This is a genomic window from Streptomyces sp. NBC_00984, from assembly GCF_045162475.1.
Taxonomy (GTDB): domain Bacteria; phylum Actinomycetota; class Actinomycetes; order Streptomycetales; family Streptomycetaceae; genus Streptomyces.
This window is the reverse complement of the sequence record NZ_CP108734.1, coordinates 8,492,886-8,510,182: the sequence shown is the minus strand read 5'-3', so window position 1 is coordinate 8,510,182 and position 17,297 is coordinate 8,492,886. Positions and strand designations below refer to the sequence as shown.

The following is a 17,297-nucleotide window of genomic DNA, read 5'->3' as shown; positions in this document are numbered from 1 at the left end:
GCGCGCTGTGAATCGGTGGCCCGCGGAACGGGCGAGGGGGTGGTGGTTCAGTCGTCCGACGCGGACGTGCTGTCACGCACGACGAGGGACGGTTCGAGCAGGACGCGTTCGGGCGGAGCGCCGACCTGCGACATCCGGGCCAGCAGAAGCCGGACGCATTCGCGGCCGACGGCCTCCAGCGGCTGGGCGACGGTGGAGAGTCCGGGAGACAGGAGCGCCGCCAGGGGGTCGTCGTCGAAGCCGACGACGGCGATGTCGGCGCCCGGCACGACCCGTCGCTCGCGCAGGGCGTGATAGCAGCCCAGCGCGAGCATGTCGCTGGCGGCGATCACGGCCGTCGCGCCCGCGTCCAGCAGTGGTCCGACAGCGGCCTGGGCCGAAGCGATGTCGTCGACGCTCTGTGCCCGCCTGCCGCGCACCGGCAGGCCGTGCCGTCGCATGGCGCGCTGCCAGCCCGCGGCGCGGTCGTCACCGACCCCGGATCCGCGCGGCCAGCCGAGGAACGCGATCCTGCGATGCCCCAGACCCACCAGATGCTCGACCGCGGTGTCCGTGCCCGAGGCGCCGTCGACGTCGACCCAGTCGCCGATCTGCCGACCGGACCACATCCGACCGAAGGCTACGAACGGCACACCGCGCTTCTCCAGCCAGGCCTGGCGCTGGTCGCCCCGGTCGGTGCCGCTCAGCACGAAACCGTCCACGCTGTGGAGGTCGAGGAGTTCCTCGTATCCGTCGAGCCCCGCGCTGCCGGGGGGTGCGGCGAAGAGCAGGACCCGATAGCCGGCCTCGTCGGCGGTCTGGGACAGGGCGTGCAGGAACCGGTCCATGACCGGGGCCGAGGCACCCGGAGCGGTGGGACGTATGCCGTAGCCGATGAGCTTGCTGGAGCGGGTACGCAGGGTCTGCGCCGCTCGGTGCGGGCGGTAGCCCAGCTCGTCGATGGTGCGCAGGACGCGGTCCAGGGTCTCCGGACGCAGCAGTTCGGGCGAGTTGAGCGCGTTCGACACCGTCTGCGGAGACACTCCGGCCCGCTGCGCGACCGTGGCCAGGGTTACCGAAGCGGCCTTGGTCGCGGGGGTGTTGGAGGAGCGGGGCATGAGGGTCTCCGGAACCGGTTGTGCGAATGAACGAGTTCATTGGAGCGTTCCAAAACCGTTGTCAACGCCCTGAGGTCGTCGTTAGGGTTCTTGGAACGCTCCAATGCCTGAGAGGTTCTGCTCTGTTGGACACAACTGTCAAGGCCCACGACATAACAAACTCCGAGACGGGGGCAGGCCCGTCGGCCGAAGGACTCCAGCCGTTCCTGCATGACGCCTGTGTGACGCTGTACGCGCCGAGCTTCGTGATCTCGCGTGCGGACGGTCAGATCGACGGTGCCGCCGACGGCTTCTACCACGGCGACAGCAGAGCACTCGCCCGGCTGACCGTCGCGACGGACCACATCGTGCTCGCCCCGGTGAGCGGAGGGCTGGAGGGCGCGGACCGGGCGGCCTTCCGCAGTGTGCTGCGCGGCCTCGGCGAGGACACGCCGGACCCGGCAGTCACCCTGCACCGGCGCCGCCGCGTCGCCCCCGGGCGCCTGGAGGAGACCCTCGAAGTCGCCAACGCCGGGCGGCAGCACGTCCGTCTCCGGCTGATCGTCACCGCCGGGACGGACCTCGCCCCGATCGAGCGCGTCAAGTCCGGACATGCCCAGCGCCCGGTCACCGCCACTTCCGCCGAGAACGGACTCCGCTGGTCGCAGGACACCTTCGCCGTACGTCTCACCGGCTCCCCGGAGCCCGCGGCCGTCGACCCGGCCGCCGGACGGCTGGAGTACGAGATCGAACTCGCCCCCGGAGCCGCCTGGACCGCCGTACTGCACTGCGACGCGGCGCATGAGGACGGCGACCAGTTCCCCGCACCCCCTGCGGACAGCCTGCCCTGGCGCACGCCACGACTGCGCAGCGCGGACCGGCGCTTCGACCACTGGCTGAGCCAGTCCGCGGCCGACCTCGACCGGCTGCGGCTCACCGATCCGGAGAATCCCGCCGACCAGTTCCTGGCCGCCGGGGCCCCGTGGTTCCTCACTCTCTTCGGCCGCGACTCCCTCTGGGCGGCCCGCATGCTGCTGCCCCTGGGCACCGACCTCGCCGCCGGTACGCTGCGCACCCTGGCCCGCAGGCAGGGCACGAAGTCCGACCGGGCCACCGAGGAACAGCCCGGCAAGATCCTGCACGAAGTGCGCCGCGCCACCCAGAATTTCCACGAGAACTTCTCCCTGCCGCCCTGCTACTACGGCACGGTCGACGCCACCCCGCTCTGGATCACCCTGCTGCACGACTCCTGGCGCTGGGGCCTCGCGCCCGAACAGGTCGAACAGCTCCTGCCGCACGCGGAGTCCGCCCTGGCCTGGATGCGCGACCACGGCGACGCGGACGGGGACGGGTTCCTGAAGTACATCGACCACACCGGCCGGGGCCTGGCCAACCAGGGCTGGAAGGATTCGGGCGACTCCATCCGCTACGGCGACGGACGCATCGCCAATTCCCCGATCGCGCTCTGCGAGGTCCAGGCGTACGCGTACGAGGCGGCCCGGGGCGGCGCGGACCTGCTGCGCGCCTTCGGTCGCCCCGGCGCCGACCGGTGGGAGGAGTGGGCCGAGCGGCTCCGCGACCGTTTCCGCAGCCACTTCTGGGTGGAGGACGAGCGGGGACCGTACCCGGCCGTGGCGCTCGACGGTGACAAGAAGCCGGTGGACTCGGTCACCTCGGGCTTCGGCCACCTGCTGGGCACGGGCCTGCTCGACCACGAGGAGAGCGCCCTGCTGGCGGCCAGGCTCAGCGCGCCCGACCTCGATTCGGGCCATGGTCTGCGGACTCTGAGCAGCGACTCCGTGGCCTACAACCCGTACGGCTACCACATCGGTTCCATCTGGCCGCATGACACGGCCATCGCCGTGAACGGCCTGGTCAGGGCCGGATTCCCGGAAGCGGCCGCGTCCCTGTCCGAGGGTCTGCTGAGCGCGTCCTCGGCCTTCGACGGCAGGCTTCCCGAACTGTTCGCCGGCCATGGAGCGGTAACCGATGCCCGGCCCTCGCCCTATCCCGCGTCGTGTCGCCCGCAGGCCTGGGCGGCGGCCTCGTCGGTGATGATCCTCCAGTCGGTGCTGGGGCTCTTCCCCGATGTCCCCGGCGGAACGCTCACGGTCGCGCCCGGGTTCGCGGAGGCATACCGTCCGCTGAAGGCCGAGGGGCTCGACATCGCGGGCGGGCGGCTGGACATCTCCGTCGATGCCGACGGTACGGCGCACGTCGAGGCGCCGAAGGGCCTGGTCGTGCGGAGGCAGCACCTGACACCCCGCTGACGCGAGCCGGTGTGCCCGCTCCACGGCAGGTTGCCGTGGAGCGGGGCGAAGGCCTGCTTCTGCCCCGGGGACCGGTGCGGGCCTCCGTGAAGGGCGGTGGCGACGACCGTGCGGCAGCGCCCGCACGAGCGGTTCGGCTTCCGTCCCCACCGCGGGGGCGGGCCGGCCGAGGAGGCCGGTGCCTCGCTTCCGCCTCGGCACACCCTCCCGGTGCGCACGGGCTCACCTCTTCGCGGATGTGGACTCGTCCGCCGGGCGCAGCGCCTGACGGACCGACCAGAGGACTGAGACGAGTGGTACTGCCACCACCGCCCCCAGTACTCCCGCCGCGATGGCGCCACCGATCACCGACAGTGCGACCACGACGGGGTGCAGGCGGACGGCCCAGCTCATCACGAGCGGGTGCAGCAGGTGGCCCTCGATCTGGCCGATGACCACGATCAGGACGAGGACGACGGCCGCCACGATCGGGCCCTTCGCCGCAAGAGCCACCACGGCCGCGACCGCGAGGGCGATCGGCGAGCCGATCAACGGAATGAAGGCGGCGAAGAATTCCAGCAGCGCCAGAGGCAGAGCCAGTGGCACTCCGAGCGCGAAGAGGGCCAGTCCCACGAGTACGGCGTTGGTCCCTGCCACCAGGATGATGCCGTGGGTGTATCCGGTGAACGTACGCCAGGCCGCCCGGCCCGCGGTCTCCACCCGGGCCCGCGCCGTCCGCGGGAGCTGATCGCAGAACCACTCCCACTGCCGGTCGCCCGAGTGAAGGAAGAAGACCGAGCAGAACAACGCCAGGACGAATACCGTCACCACCTCGACGAGTCGGCCCACACCGCTGACGGCCGTGCTGATGAGGGCGGAGCGATGGCTCGACAGGTACTCCCCGATCCGGGACTGGAGGTCGTCGAGCGTCCTCGGATTCAGCCGGAACGGCGGCCCCTCCAGCCACTGTTCGATCCTGCCCAGACCGTCGCTGAACTCCCGTTCCAGCCCGGCGCGTTCTCCGGCGGCCGCCTCGCCGACGAGCGTCAGGACACCGAGGACCAGGACGATGCTGCCGAGCAGTGCCAGGGCGACGGCGAGCGCCCGCGGCATCGGACGGGCCAGGAGATCCGTGATCGGGCGCAGCACCGCCGTCACCACCAGGCCGAGGAAGACGGCTGCCGCCACCTCGTGGAACCGCCCCAGCGCCGAGAAGACCGCGTACACGACGGCTCCCACCACGAGGATCCGCCAGGCGTAGGCGGCGGCCGTCCGGAGCGTGGGGTTCACGCGTGCCGTGTACCGCGAGCCGGGCGGCGCCTGTCGCACGTCCGGGTTCCGGGCCGCGGGGCCGGTCATGCCGCGCAGCGCCCGGCGTGACGCGGTGCGGATCCGGTGTCGTCGTCCTTCGGACGGTGCGCCGGGGTCCGTGGGGTCGGACTGCGGATGCGAGGGCTCGGGCATTCCCTGCTGGTATCAGGAGGGGCCTCGTCGTTCCGCACTCGCGGGCCGACATGCGCAGGATGTCACCCCACGGGCGGAATCGCGGGTCGCTGGAGGCGCCGTGACGCACACGGGCAGAAAGCGGCGGAGGACGTGTCGGAGAGCTGGCTCTCGCATGGATTCGGCCGACGCATCCGGTCCGGCCGCCGACCGAAAGGACCGGCTCGTTTCCGCCGCGGACAGCGCGCCCCGGTCGCACCCTCTCTCTTGTGCGGGGTACGCCCTCCCCCGGCGCTCCGGTCCGCTTCCCGGCTGTGGGATCTCATCCCTCCTTTCATGCGTCGGCCGCATCAGGCACACTGGCGGGACACCAACTCCCCGGCCCAGTCGGCCCGTTCACGACCTCTTGCGCACGCATCGGAGCCACTGGGCGACCCGCATCACCCTTGTGCTGCCCGCCGGGCATTCGAGAGTTCGATGACCACCCACGGAATGCCGAATCGTCGAGCCAGGGCCGACCGGCTTTCGCATCACCCGTGACCAGCGAACCCGCCCACACCACTCCGATAGCATGTTCGAGCTCACGACGAGTGCCTTCACCGCCCGCCCTTCACCGGAAATCCACGCCATCCGGCACGAAGAGTGAACCATCCAGCCAACATCTAACAAATCGGCCAAACAATTGATACCTAGAGCATCGCGGGTGTTTTCGCGAAAAGACGACAGAACAGCGATCGCCGCGTGGCGTCGACCACGGGCGATGCTGTGGGCCGCAGCGGCGGTGGTAACCCTCGGATTCCTCATCGCACTGGAAATCGCCGCGCGCCACTACGGCATGCCGGGGCCGATCGTCGCCCAGGCGCAAGAGGTGATCATCGCCCCCAAATCGGGCTTCCTGTTGTACGCCAGCATGGCATTGATGATGGTGGTGCTCACCTGGAAGGAACGGCTCATCGCCGCCGGTGCCGCGATCGGCATCGACCTCATCTTCTTGCTGGTGCGGTGGGCGACGGACACCAAGGTGACCGAAGGCCATCCCTTCGGCAACGGCGCACTGTGGGTGATTCTGGGCTGTGCGGTCATCGCTGTCACGCGCCGCACCGACCGGGAACGTGCCCTGCTGCTGAAGGGAGTCGGGCTGGGCCTGCTGCTGGTGACCGGCCGCAAGACGGGCGATGCCTGGCTGCTCATCACGTCGAAGGCCCGCCCGACCGTGCTCGACCAGTACGTGGCAACCGCAGATCATGCGCTGGGCAACCCGTCGTGGCTGGTGGGCCGGATCGTCACAGCCACCGGCTCGATCGGCGCCCATTTCCTCGACGCCGTCTACACACAGCTTCCGGTGGCCGCGGTCGCCGTCACGGTGTACCAGCTACGCAAGGTGGCGGTCGAGCGTCGCTTCCCGGGCCATCATCTGGTGCGCACCTTCCTGGTCATCGGCCTGCTCGGGCCGGCCATCTACATGATCTTCCCGGTGGTCGGACCGATCTTCGCCTACGGCGCCGACGGCGGGCACTGGGCGGTGGCCAACCTGTGGCCGGACACGCCGCCGCCGATCGGTACCCCGCACCACATGACATTCGACGAGATCACTCCGCGCAACTGCATGCCCAGCCTGCACACGGCGTGGGCTACCGCGATCTTCATCCATTCCCGCAAGGGGCCACGGATTCTGCAATTCGCGGGCGCGTTCTGGCTGGTTGCCACGCTCGGTGCAACGCTGGGCTTCGGCTACCACTACGGCGCGGACATCATTGCCGGCGTGGTGTTCACACTCACGATCGAGGCGGCACTGCGCTCGCTCGACCGTGGCTGGGACCGGTCGGGAATCCAGCTGGTCGCCTACGGTACAGCCGTCTTCGCCGCCCTCCTGGTGTCGTATCGCTATCTGCCGGTGGAGATGGCCGAACATCCGTGGGTGTTCGGACCACTTCTCATTCTGGCGACGGCCTCGGTGATTTACGGCTACGTCCGGACCACCAGGCTGTGGGAACCGAAGGCCGCACCGGCGCAGCAGCCGGAACCGCAACCGGAACTGGTTTGAGCCTGAGCCTCGTAGTCGGCCACCAGGGCTCGGCCGGTCCCGGCCCAGCAACTCGGCACTCCTGCGGCGGCGTTGCGCCGGGTGCCGGTCATGGGGGGCTCGGACGGCTCCTGAACGGCCGTACCACACGCACCCCCGGGGCGGCAGCAGGCCGACCGGGGTGCCTGGGATAGCGTCCCTCTCACTCCGGACAAGCGAGTGAGAGGGACGTCGTGCAGGTTCAGGTGCGTGGGCGGGGCGCCCGCTGGTGGATCACCTTCGGGACGATCACGTTCGGGACGCTGTTCTTGGTCGTCGGGTTGATCCTGGCGGGGGTGTCGGCCTCGTTCCTGACGGGCGCGGAGCGCGCCCCGGGCACGGTGGTGGCGCTGGAGTGGCGGAACGACCACAACGGCGCCTCCCGCAAGAAGCGGGAGAGCGACAGGCCCGTGGCGTACCCGGTGGTCGAGTTCACCTCGGCGGACGGTACGCCGAGGACGTTCCGGAGCTCGACGGGTTCCAATCCACCGTCGTACGAGCAGGGGGAGCGGGTCGAGGTGCTGTACCGCTCCGATTCCCCCGAGGACGCGCGGATCAACGGGTTCGCCTCGCTGTGGCTGCTGCCCCTGATCTTCGGCGGGATCGGGCTGGTGATCGCGGGGATCGGGACAGTCATTGCGATGGTGGGGCGGGCACGCTCCTAGGGCGTGTGCTCCATGCGTGCGTGACTGCGCGATCCCGGCCTACGTGAGGGAGCGATCAGCGTGTGTGCGCGTCCAGGGCGTCGATGATCTCGCGCCAGAGTTCGCGGGGTCGGTCGTGCCCCATGTCGGGGAGCAGCAAGAGCTTCGCTCCGGGCACCAGGTCGGCGGTGCGCTTCCCACCACTGGGGTCGGTCAGGATGTCGTCCAGACCATGAATCACCAAGGTCGGCACTCGAAGCCCGCGGAGTGCGTCGGCGCGTGAGCCGCTGAGGATCATTGCTCCGAGTTGCCGTCCGGCTCCGGCCGGGTAGTAGGCGCGGTCGTAGCTCTCGGCGGCCAGCTCACGAAGGAGCGCCGGGTTGCCGTAACGCTTGGAGGCCCACACCAGGTCCCGTTCCGCCGCCGCGATGTATCCCTCGCGATCCGATGGCTTCGGGCGGAGGAGCACTGCCTGGGCCTCGGCGCTGGGCCGGCCGTAGTCGGACTCGCCGGTCGAGGACATCATCGACGTCAAAGTCAGCACTCGCGTCGGCTGTCCGATGGCCATCGTCTGGGCGAGCATGCCGCCCATCGAGGATCCGACCACATGCGCTCGTTCGATTCCGAGCGCGGTGAGCAGGTTGAGGCCGTCGTCGGCCATGTCCTTCAGGCTGTAGGGCACCATCGCGAGGGCGGACGCGACGTCTCCCGAGCTCACGGTGTCGGTGAACCGGCCCATGTCGACGGGGTGATCGTCGAACTTGGTGGACAGCCCGCAGTCGCGGTTGTCGTACCGGATCACGTAACGTCCACGTTCTGCGAGTGCGCGGCAGAAGTCCTCGTGCCAGGCGATCATCTGCGCGCTGAAACCCGTCACGAGCAGGACTGCCGGCTCGGAGGGATCGCCGAAGGTCTCGTACGCGATGGACACTTCGGGCGACACTTCAACGATCGGCATACCGGGAGTATCTCAGCATCCCCCGTCCGTGCGCACCCGGAATCGGCGCCGCTCGACCGTCGCGTCGGACAGCTGCCGGCATCCCGCCACGGCTGAGCCCTGGTCCTACGGTGTGAGACCGCTTCGCCGGCACCCGTGCACGTCCGAAGCACCCGCTCGATAGTTCCGAGCGGTCTCTTCCACGGTTGCGAACTGCAATCGAGCAAGAAACCAACTACCGGAGGACACGCACTCATGCGCACTCTCTACGTCATCACTCACCCGGAGGCGACGCACCACGTCGAGGGAGTCGTCGGCGGGTGGCACGACTCGCAACTGACGCCCGCCGGTGTCCGTGCGGCGCGGTCCATTGCCCAGGCACTACGGGCCCAAGTCCCGGACGACGCCGAGGTGGAGCTGTTCTCCTCGGATCTGCAGCGCACCCTGCGGACGGCCGAGGAGGTGGCCCAACTGTTCGGTGTGAAGCCGACCCTGGATCGCAGGCTGCGGGAGAAATCGTACGGTGAAGCGGGAGGAAGGCCACAGGAGTGGCTGGACCAGCGCTTCGTCCCGCCGCCGGCTGTCGGGGAGCGGATGGAACACGACGAGGGTGTCGAGGGCGCGGAGACCAAGGCGGCGTGTGCGCAACGCATCTACGCGGCCATGGACGAGATCCTTCGGAGCCCGTGCGAGCACCAGGTCATCGTGACGCACGGCGGCTCCTTGACGTTCGTCGTGGCGTCCTGGATCAGGATGCCGATCGGGTCGGCCGGATATGCCAGTTTCCGGGCGCCCTCCGGCAGCGTCACCACACTGCGCGAAGACGACTTCTTCCACAACCGCCAAGTCGCCGGCCTCGGTGACACCCGTCATCTCGACTCCACCGAAGCCGGCTGACCTCGGCCTGGCCCGCTTCGACGACCACTGGAACGGAAGTCACGACGGCGGGCCGTCCCGTGCCCTGCGCAGCGCAGCGCACGAGCGGGCTACCGCACTGCGGTCATTCGCTCCGGGGTCAGGCCCTGGTGCTTGCCGATGAGGGTGTCGATCGCGCCGGGGGCGACCGCGACCACCCGCACCCCGCGGGGTGCCAGCTCGACCGCCCAACTTCGGGTCAGCAGTTCCAGGGCGGTCTTGGTCGCCGCGTAGACCGAGCTGCCGGGCCAAGCCCGCTGCCTCACCGGCGTACTGACATTGACGATCACTCCGCCCGACGCTTCCAGGGACGGCAGCGCAGCCTGGGACGGCAGGGAATGGCACAGCTGTCGTGTTGTGCGGCCGGGTGGGACGACACCATGGTCTGGAACTCCCCCACGGGCTGCCGGGGGTGCGGCTATGCCGCGGTGGTGATGCGGGCGACGGCCAGGCGTGTCAGCTCGCGGTCGTGGGGGGCGTCGTCCAGGGCGCGGTGCAGGGTCAGTCCCTCGATCAGCGCGTCCACTTGGCGTGCGGTGACGGCGTCGAAGTGCCGTTCGAGGATGCGGCGGCTTCGCTGCATCCACGATTGGCACAGCTGCCGGCATTCCGGGCGACGGGCGGCGAGGGTGTAGAGCTCCTGGGTGAGGATCAGGTCGCGGCGGGGCCCCTCGGAGAGTGTGTGGATGAGGTCGGTGACGGCCTCACGGGCCTCTTCGAGGCTGTCGGCTCGGCCGAGGCGGATGTCGAAGCCTGCCACGATGTGGTCGGCGAATTGCGTGAAGGCTTCACGCAGCAGTTCGTCGATGCCGGTGAAGTGGTAGGTCATCGAGCCGAGCGGCACGTCGGCGCGAACAGCGATCTTGCGGTGGGAGACGCCTGCGACGCCTTCGTCGGCGATGAGGTCGAGCGTGGCGGCGAGAATCCGTTCGCGCCGCTGCGGGTCCGTACGTCCGGTGGCCATGCGAGCGCCGTCAGAGCTCGCGGACGGGGCGGGCTGGATTGCCGACGGCGACGACGTCGGCGGGGATGTCCTTGACGACCACCGCGCCGGCGCCGATCACCGAGTTCTCGCCGATCGTCACCCCGGGGCACACGATGGCGCCGCCGCCGAGCCAGACGTTGTCGCCGATGGTGATGGGTCGTGCGGCTTCGAGCTTGTCCCGCCGGGGCTGCGGCTCCACGGGGTGGGTGGGCGTGAGCAACTGGACGTTCGGGCCGATCTGGCAGTGCTCGCCGATGACGATCTGTGCGACGTCCAGTGCGGTCAGGTTGAAGTTGATGAAGGTGTGGGCCCCGATGGTGATGTTGCTGCCGTAGTCGACGGAAAGCGGCGGCCGCACGTCGACGCCCTCCCCCACGGAGCCGAGCAGTTCGGCGAGGAGCGGCCGGGCCTTGTCGGCGTCCTCGATGTAGGCGGCCTGGTAGCGGGCGGCCAGCTTCATCGCTTGCTGCTGGCGCCGGGTGATCTCGGGGTCATCGGCGATGTAGAGGTCGCCCGCCAGCATCCGCTCCAGGTTGGTGCGCGGGTCGTCAGCGAAGTGGTTCGTTGGCATGCGTACGATCGTACACCTGAAGCGTACGATCGTACGCTCCTCGCGCGGGACACTGACCCTTGAGGGGGGTCGCCAGTACGGTCGCGAGCAGACTGTGCGCCGGGGTGCGGTGGTACGTCTGCTCAGGGGCCGGTCGGTCGGTGGTGCCGGCCGGGATCTGCGTGCCGTCCGGGGCCGTCTCGGACCGGGTCGGGACAGCGGCGGGCCCCAACACGGTGGACTACCGCCTGGGCCGCATCGCCCGCCTGTGCGGCATCGACGCCGCCGACCCCGCCGAACGCCTCACCGCCTCCGCCGCCCTCTATGCCCGTGACCGTGCGGGCTACCACCTCGACACCACGTAGGGGGCGCCGGGCAGGGGCTTGCAGGGAATCGCGGCGACAGGGCGGGGCGGCGCGCTGCCCGCGAATTACTTGGGGCGGGCAGCCGGGTTCGGAGCATGCGGGCGCGGGGTGCCGCGGCCCTCGCGGTAGAGGCCGGCGGCGAGGGCGATTGCGGTGTGGGTGGCGGGGTGCGTGGTGTGGGCACGCCAGATGAGGTGGACGGGAATCGGCTCGGCGCCGCGGAGGGGGCGGTAGGTGATGCCGTCGCGGCGGTACTGGGCGGCGGTGGCCTGGGGGGTCAGTCCGATGCAGCGGCCGGTGGCGATGGCGGCGAGCCAGTCGTCGATGTCATGGGTGTATTCGACGGTGGGCCGGTCCTCCTCGGGCCACAGATCCAGGGCGGTGGTGCCGGTTCGGCGGTCGATGGCCAGGGTGCGGCCGGGGATTTCGTCCAGACGGATACTGCGGCGGCGGGCCCAGGGGTCGTCGGACGCCAGAGCGACGTAGCGGGCCTCGTGTCCGATCTGCGCGTGGGACCACGGCTTCAGGTCGATCGGGGCACGGATGACGGCGAGGTCGCACAGCCCTTCGGCAAGGCCGCCGGTGGGGGTGTTGTGGCGGATGAGGCGCAGGTCGGTCTCGGGGTGCTGTTCGTGCCAGCGGCGCTGGAACTCGGTGGTGTACCGGCCGAAGGCGGACCAGGCATGACCGATGTGCAGGCGGGTATGGCCGGTGGCGGCTTCGCGGACGAGTTCGTCGGCGGCGGCGAGCAGGAGGCGGGCGCGGGCCAGGGCCTGGACACCTGTGCTGGTGGGGGCGACGCTGCGGCTGGTGCGGTGCAACAGCCGTACGCCGAGAAGGCTTTCGAGGCCGGCGAGGGTGCGGGAGACAGCGGCCTGGGAGATGCCGAGTTCGTGGGCCGCGTCGGTGAAGCTGCCGGTGTCGATGATGGCGACCAGGCACCGCAGCTGCTTCAGCTCCAGCGCAGCCGCCCTGTCCCGCGTCTCATCCATGCATCCAGCGTATAGGTAGGTGCATGGATGCATTTTGCGCATACCGGTGGCGCTCGCATCGTGGAGGACATGAAACTCGACTCCTTCCTCGCTGCGGCTCCCCGGAGCACCACGGCTGACAGCGCCGCCGCTTCCGGGGGCACGGGGCGCGGGACCGGGGTGGCACTGATGCTCGGCAGCGGCCTGTCCAACCAGACGGGGGCCTCGATCGCGGCGCTGGCGTTCCCGGTGCTCGGACCTGCCGGGGTGGTGGCGGTACGCCAGTGGGTGGCCGCCGTCGTGCTCGGGGCCGTCGGCCGGCCGCGGCTCCGGTCCTTCACTGCGGCGCAGTGGCGTCCCGTGCTGGGTCTTGCGCTCGTGTTCGCGGGCATGAATCTGTCCCTGTACACGGCGATCGAGCGGATCGGGCTCGGGTTGGCGGTCACGCTGGAGTTCCTCGGCCCGCTGGCCGTGGCCCTGGCCGGGTCCCGGCGCCGCATCGACCTGGTTGCCGCGGTGGCGGCTGCGGGCGCGGTGGCCGTCCTCACGCGGCCCACGCCGTCCACCGACTACCTGGGCATCGGCCTGGCTCTGCTGGCCGCGACGTGCTGGGCCTGCTACATCCTGCTCAACCGGACCGTCGGGGCCCGCCTGCCCGGCCTGGAGGGCTCGGCCGCCGCGGCGGCCGTATCCGGCACCCTCTACCTGCCCGTCGGCGCGTGGGTGCTGTGGCACCGCCCGCCCACGACAGCGGCGCTGGGCTGCGCGCTGGCGGCCGGGGTGCTCTCCTCCGCGGTGCCGTTCCTGGCCGACCTGCTGGCGCTGCGCCGCATTCCGGCGCACTTCTTCGGCGTGTTCATGAGCGTGAATCCGGTCTTCGCGGCCCTGACCGGCCTCGTCGTCCTCGGGCAGCGGCTCGATTCCCTCGCCTGGCTCGCCATCGCCGTGATCGTCGGCGCGAACACCGCCGCGGTCTCCACCGCACACCGTCCCACCACCCGTAGGAGCACGACGTGAAGGCCCTCATCGTCCACGCCCGCCCCGAGCCCGTACCTCCCGCTGAGGGCTGTCTGCGCTCGTTCGCTGCTGACGATTCGTAGACACTGCCGGCCGCGCGGTCGAGTCCGGAAGCCGTCGCAGGGGTATGAAACTCCTATGGATCCGGACGTCACCAAGGCCCAACTCCCCTTCGCGCGAACGGTGGCGAACGAAACAGCGAAACGACGTACACGGTGACGGCGGCGGACACCACGTTGCGCGGTCCGTGCCTCTGGGTGGAGAGGGTCGAGCCGATCGACGGCAGCACGAACAACGGGTTCACCGGCAAGGTCCGCAACGTCTCGTACACCTCGGGCTGAAAGGGAAACGAATGGCTACTCCTCTGTCCGCCTCTGCTGTCCTCAAGGCGTTGCGCGCCGAGGGTGTGCGCGTGGTCGAGGTCGGCAACTGGCGTACCCACAACCGCAACTCGAAGGGCCCCTGGGGCCCGGTCAACGGCAGCATCGTGCACCACACCGTGACCAAGGGCACCGCGGCGACGGTCCGGATGGTCCGCGACGGCTACCCGGAGCTGCCCGGTCCGCTGTGCCACGGGATGATCGCGAAGGACGGCCGGGTGCACATGGTCGGCTGGGGCCGCGCGAATCACGCCGGCGGCGGCGACCCCAAGGTGTTGGAGCAGGTCATAGCGGAGTCGTACGGCACCCGGCCGACTCCGCCCACTCGCGGCAACAGCGACGGGGTCGACGGCAACGCGCGGTTCTACGGGTGGGAGTGCGAGAACCTCGGCGACGGCAAGGACCCCTGGCCGGCCGCCCAGTACGACGCGATCGTCCGCGTCCAGGCCGCCCTGTGCCGGGCGCACAGATGGTCGGCGAAGTCCGTGATCGGCCACCTGGAGTGGTCGAACGACAAGATCGACCCCCGTGGTTTCACCATGGCCAAGCTCCGCACCGACGTTTCCGAGCGACTCAAGCACCCCGCGAGCTGGAACCCCGGCTCCGACCACGAGGAGGACCCCATGGCAGGAATCACCAAGCGCGACATCTTCGACGCCGTGTGGAAGACCGACGCGATCGGCGGCCCCACGGACGCGGCGGACCATTCGACGAATCCGACGTGGCAGCCGCAGTCCATCCTGAAGGACATGCAGGCCCGCATCCGCTCCATGGACAAGCGGATGGCCGCCCAGACCGCCGCGATCACCGCGCTCGCCGGTCAAGTCGGCACGGGCGCCGATTCGGAGACCGTCGTCGCCGCAGTCCAGGCCGCGATCGAGCGGGCCGTCGCCGGTGTCGACAACACCGAGGAGTCCTGATGGCCGCCACGATGTTCACGAAAGCCTTCTGGACGGCCACGGCGGAGCGCACCTTACGGACGGCTGCTCAGACCCTCATCGCGACGCTCGGACTCGACACCACCGGAGTGCTGGACGTCGACTGGGGACAGGCGCTCTCCCTCACCGGGAGCGCGGCGCTTCTGGCCGTGCTGACCGCGATCTCCGCGTCCGGGAGCGGTGACGGGCCGGGGCTCACCGAGACCGTGCGGACGCGTACATAGCTCCGTCCCCCGTCGGCGAACGGATCGCTGTCGAACCGGCACGGATACGGGGTGGGATCCGTGCCGCATGCGCGGCGCAGAACGGCCGACCGGACTTGGCAGTTCAGTGGGCCGAGCAGTCCGAGTCGGACATCGACGCACTCGCGGGACCGGGTTGCCGTTCCGGAGCGCGCGGACCGGGCCCGTTGGATGGCCGCGGATGGCCGCCGGTGCTGGATGAGGGCGCAGAGGCGGCCCGAGAGCTTCAGCTCGCTGTGGCCTCCTGAAGCTCTACTCGGTGGCCGGCTCTCAGTTCCATGTGCCTGCCGGTGAAGCGGCTGCGCATGCGGCGGTCGTGGGTGACGATGACGACCGCGCCCCGGTAGCCGGCCAGGGCTCCTTCCAGTTCTTCGACCAGGGCCGGGGAGAGATGGTTGGTGGGCTCGTCCAGCAGCAGCAGGTCGACGGGTTCGCTGACCAGACGGGCCAGCTCGATCCGGCGCCGTTGTCCGAAGGACAGCTCGCTCACTCTCAGGCTCAGGTCGGCCGGGCCGAACAGGCCGAGAGCCAGGAGGTGGTGGGTGTGGTCGTCCAGGTCGCCCCCGCGGCCGTGGGCGAACGCCTGCGGGACTGTCAGCTCGGGCGGCCACGGAGTTTCCTCCTGCCTCAGGTGCCCGACCCGGCCCCGCGTGCGCACCGTCCCCTCGTCGGGCTCCAGCTCACCCGCCAGCACCCGCATCAGCGTCGTCTTGCCGGCCCCGTTGGGCCCGGTGACCAACAACCGTTCCTCGCCGCCGATCCGCAGTGACGGCACGTGCAGCCGGTCCCCGACACGGATGCCGGTGAGTTCCGCCGCGGGCTGCGATGTCCGGCCATCGGCGGAGGTCACGCGGCCGGCGAACACCAACGGTTCGGGCGGCGGCGAGACAGGATGGTCCGTCAGCCGCTGGACGCGCTCCTTCGCGTTGCGGATACGGCCCATCGCCCCGTGGCCACGGCCGCGGGCGCGGAAGCCGCCGTGGCCGAACACGGCAAACGGCAGCTTGCGCGGGACCGCCTCCAGTCGTGCCACGTTCGTGGCGGCCAGCTTCTGGTTGCGGGCCAGCTCCGCGCACCAGTCCTCGTACTCCTGCAGACGGCGTCGCCGCTCGGCGGCCTTGGCGGCGCGGTAGCCGTCGTAGCCGTCGCCGTAGCGCGTCACCTTGCCCTCTCCGACTTCCAGGACGGTGGTGGTGACCCGTTCCAGGAACACCCGGTCGTGGGTGACCGCCAGCACCGTGCCGCGATGCGCCTTCAGGTGTCCTTCCAACCAGCCCACCGCCTGGTCGTCCAGATCGTTGGTCGGCTCGTCCAGCACCAAGAGCTCCGGCTGGGACGCCAGGGTCGTGGCCAGCGCCAGGCGTGACCGCTCGCCGCCCGACAACGTGCCCAGGGTTCGGTCCCGGGCCAGGCCGGGCAGGCCTAGTCCGTGCAGGGCGATGTCCACCCGGGCGTCGGCCTCGTAACCGGCGCGTGCCTCGTACTGGGCGACCAGACGGGCGTAGACGTCCAGCGCGGCGGTGAGTTCCGTCCCCGCCAAGCCCTTGAGCCCGGCTTCGGTGTGTCGCATCCGCGCCTCCAGATCACGCAGATCGGCAAGCGCCGCATCCACCGCGTCCTGGACGCTGGCCTCGGGGGGCAGACCCGACGACTGGGCGAGATGTGCCAGGCCGCCGGGCGCGACCACGGTCAGCTCGCCGTTGTCGGGCCGGTCCTGCCCTGCGATCAGTCGTAGCAGAGTGGATTTCCCGGCTCCGTTGTCGCCGATGACGCCGGCCCTCTCGCCCGGCTTGATGCTGAAGGACACATCGTCCAGCACGATGTGGTCGCCGTAGCGGCGGGTGACGTTTTGAAGAGATAGCTGTGCCATGAGCATGGAGAAGTCCCCTGTTCTCGGCCGGGCCGATCGGCACGGGTGGATGGACGCCTCCGCGCACACCGGAGACCCCCTCCACGGCCCGTCGGACGGGCGGCATCGTGGCAGGAACGGAAGCACGGAGGAGAACGTGCGACAGCGGAGTCGAACTCAACGCGGTCGCACGGGGACTGTCACAGGGAACCCATGTGGAGCACCGTAGGCAGGGGATCCGGGCGCCCGCAAGCCATTTCTCGGGTGCGGTGGCAGAAGGCGCACGCGAGACGGGCGACTCCGCCGGCCCGCCGACGGCGAGGGATACGGCACCGGCGCGGACCGCTCGCTCCACCTGCCCCGCTGGGCTCGGTGCGAGGCGACCCGGAACCGGGTTGCGCAGCGGGGGGTGCAGTAGCGCTGAGGGGTGCGGCGGCCGGTGTCGATGAAGTAGTGGTTGCAGTCGGGTGCGGCGCACTGCCCCCGTTACCGTTTTCGTGGCCCCGCAATGGGGTGCCTGGCCCCCGGGTCCGGTATGGCTGTGTGCCCCCTGTCGAAGTCGATGACCTGGGGGGTGTTGCCGCCGGGCTTCGGGGCACCGCTTGACCGCTGATGAGGGGCCTGACGACCGCCTGGTCCGGCGCAATGCCGGACCGCTTTGCGGGTGGGGATGT

General features: G+C 70.2%; 16 protein-coding genes and 2 pseudogenes. 9 read left to right on the top strand and 9 right to left on the bottom strand.

Annotated elements, in window-relative coordinates; translation table 11 throughout:
* Positions 1–47: 47 nt before the first annotated feature.
* Complete coding sequence (locus OG520_RS37905) at positions 48–1,097, bottom strand: LacI family DNA-binding transcriptional regulator (protein ID WP_406016151.1); 1,050 nt, start codon at positions 1,095–1,097, stop codon at positions 48–50.
* 125 nt (positions 1,098–1,222) lie between these two features.
* Here OG520_RS37905 and OG520_RS37900 point away from each other — a divergent pair, with 125 nt between their 5' ends.
* Positions 1,223–3,346: a glycogen debranching N-terminal domain-containing protein gene (locus OG520_RS37900; RefSeq protein ID WP_406016150.1), complete on the top strand. Its 2,124-nt coding sequence runs from the start codon at positions 1,223–1,225 to the stop codon at positions 3,344–3,346.
* Between the two features lie 222 nt (positions 3,347–3,568).
* On the opposite strand, the gene OG520_RS37895 is transcribed toward OG520_RS37900, so the two are convergent.
* Positions 3,569–4,789 (bottom strand): AI-2E family transporter, encoded by a 1,221-nt coding sequence (locus OG520_RS37895; RefSeq protein WP_406016149.1) that lies wholly within the window; start codon positions 4,787–4,789, stop codon positions 3,569–3,571.
* Between the two features lie 739 nt (positions 4,790–5,528).
* On the opposite strand from OG520_RS37895, the gene OG520_RS37890 reads away from it, so the two are divergent.
* On the top strand, positions 5,529–6,812 hold the full coding sequence (locus OG520_RS37890) for a phosphatase PAP2 family protein (protein WP_406016148.1): 1,284 nt from the start codon (positions 5,529–5,531) through the stop codon (positions 6,810–6,812).
* A 212-nt stretch (positions 6,813–7,024) separates the two neighbouring features.
* Complete coding sequence (locus tag OG520_RS37885) at positions 7,025–7,495, top strand: DUF3592 domain-containing protein (protein ID WP_406016147.1); 471 nt, start codon at positions 7,025–7,027, stop codon at positions 7,493–7,495.
* A gap of 55 nt (positions 7,496–7,550) precedes the next feature.
* Here OG520_RS37885 and OG520_RS37880 read toward each other — a convergent pair whose 3' ends face one another.
* Positions 7,551–8,432, bottom strand: a complete 882-nt coding sequence (locus OG520_RS37880) for an alpha/beta fold hydrolase (RefSeq protein WP_399332544.1) — start codon at positions 8,430–8,432, stop codon at positions 7,551–7,553.
* A 234-nt stretch (positions 8,433–8,666) separates the two neighbouring features.
* On the opposite strand from OG520_RS37880, the gene OG520_RS37875 reads away from it, so the two are divergent.
* A complete protein-coding gene (locus OG520_RS37875; RefSeq protein WP_406016146.1) occupies positions 8,667–9,308 on the top strand; it encodes a histidine phosphatase family protein in 642 nt (213 codons plus the stop codon).
* Between the two features lie 92 nt (positions 9,309–9,400).
* On the opposite strand, the pseudogene OG520_RS37870 reads toward OG520_RS37875, so the two are convergent.
* The 3 genes and pseudogenes from OG520_RS37870 to OG520_RS37860 all read right to left on the bottom strand — a co-directional run.
* Positions 9,401–9,661: pseudogene (locus OG520_RS37870) on the bottom strand (SDR family NAD(P)-dependent oxidoreductase); the annotation flags it as partial.
* Positions 9,662–9,744: 83 nt separating this feature from the next.
* The gene (locus OG520_RS37865; protein WP_406016145.1) at positions 9,745–10,290 is read right to left on the bottom strand and encodes a TetR/AcrR family transcriptional regulator; all 546 of its coding nucleotides are present in this window, start codon (positions 10,288–10,290) and stop codon (positions 9,745–9,747) included.
* Between the two features lie 10 nt (positions 10,291–10,300).
* Complete coding sequence (locus OG520_RS37860; protein ID WP_399332550.1) at positions 10,301–10,882, bottom strand: sugar O-acetyltransferase; 582 nt, start codon at positions 10,880–10,882, stop codon at positions 10,301–10,303.
* Positions 10,883–11,022: 140 nt separating this feature from the next.
* Here OG520_RS37860 and OG520_RS37855 point away from each other — a divergent pair, with 140 nt between their 5' ends.
* Positions 11,023–11,226 carry a helix-turn-helix domain-containing protein gene (locus tag OG520_RS37855; protein WP_406016144.1) on the top strand — a complete coding sequence of 68 codons (204 nt, stop codon included), beginning with the start codon at positions 11,023–11,025 and terminating at the stop codon, positions 11,224–11,226.
* A 65-nt stretch (positions 11,227–11,291) separates the two neighbouring features.
* Here OG520_RS37855 and OG520_RS37850 read toward each other — a convergent pair whose 3' ends face one another.
* Complete coding sequence (locus tag OG520_RS37850; RefSeq protein ID WP_406016143.1) at positions 11,292–12,218, bottom strand: LysR family transcriptional regulator; 927 nt, start codon at positions 12,216–12,218, stop codon at positions 11,292–11,294.
* Positions 12,219–12,386: 168 nt separating this feature from the next.
* On the opposite strand from OG520_RS37850, the gene OG520_RS37845 reads away from it, so the two are divergent.
* The 4 genes from OG520_RS37845 (at position 12,387) to OG520_RS37830 (ending at position 14,756) form a co-directional block, all read left to right on the top strand.
* Entirely contained in the window at positions 12,387–13,214 is an 828-nt protein-coding gene (locus OG520_RS37845; RefSeq protein ID WP_406016658.1) for an EamA family transporter, read from the top strand.
* Positions 13,215–13,429: 215 nt separating this feature from the next.
* On the top strand, positions 13,430–13,555 hold the full coding sequence (locus OG520_RS37840) for a hypothetical protein (protein ID WP_406016142.1): 126 nt from the start codon (positions 13,430–13,432) through the stop codon (positions 13,553–13,555).
* Positions 13,556–13,566: 11 nt separating this feature from the next.
* Complete coding sequence (locus OG520_RS37835) at positions 13,567–14,514, top strand: N-acetylmuramoyl-L-alanine amidase (RefSeq protein ID WP_266424469.1); 948 nt, start codon at positions 13,567–13,569, stop codon at positions 14,512–14,514.
* On the top strand, positions 14,514–14,756 hold the full coding sequence (locus tag OG520_RS37830; RefSeq protein ID WP_266424466.1) for a holin: 243 nt from the start codon (positions 14,514–14,516) through the stop codon (positions 14,754–14,756). Before OG520_RS37835 ends, OG520_RS37830 begins: the two co-directional genes overlap by 1 nt.
* Before the next feature lie 244 nt (positions 14,757–15,000).
* On the opposite strand, the gene OG520_RS37825 is transcribed toward OG520_RS37830, so the two are convergent.
* The gene (locus OG520_RS37825) at positions 15,001–16,650 is read right to left on the bottom strand and encodes a TlrC/CarA/OleB/SrmB family ABC-F type ribosomal protection protein (RefSeq protein WP_406016141.1); all 1,650 of its coding nucleotides are present in this window, start codon (positions 16,648–16,650) and stop codon (positions 15,001–15,003) included.
* Between the two features lie 150 nt (positions 16,651–16,800).
* Positions 16,801–17,094 (bottom strand): annotated as a pseudogene (locus OG520_RS37820) (CGNR zinc finger domain-containing protein); the annotation flags it as partial.
* Positions 17,095–17,297: the final 203 nt, after the last annotated feature.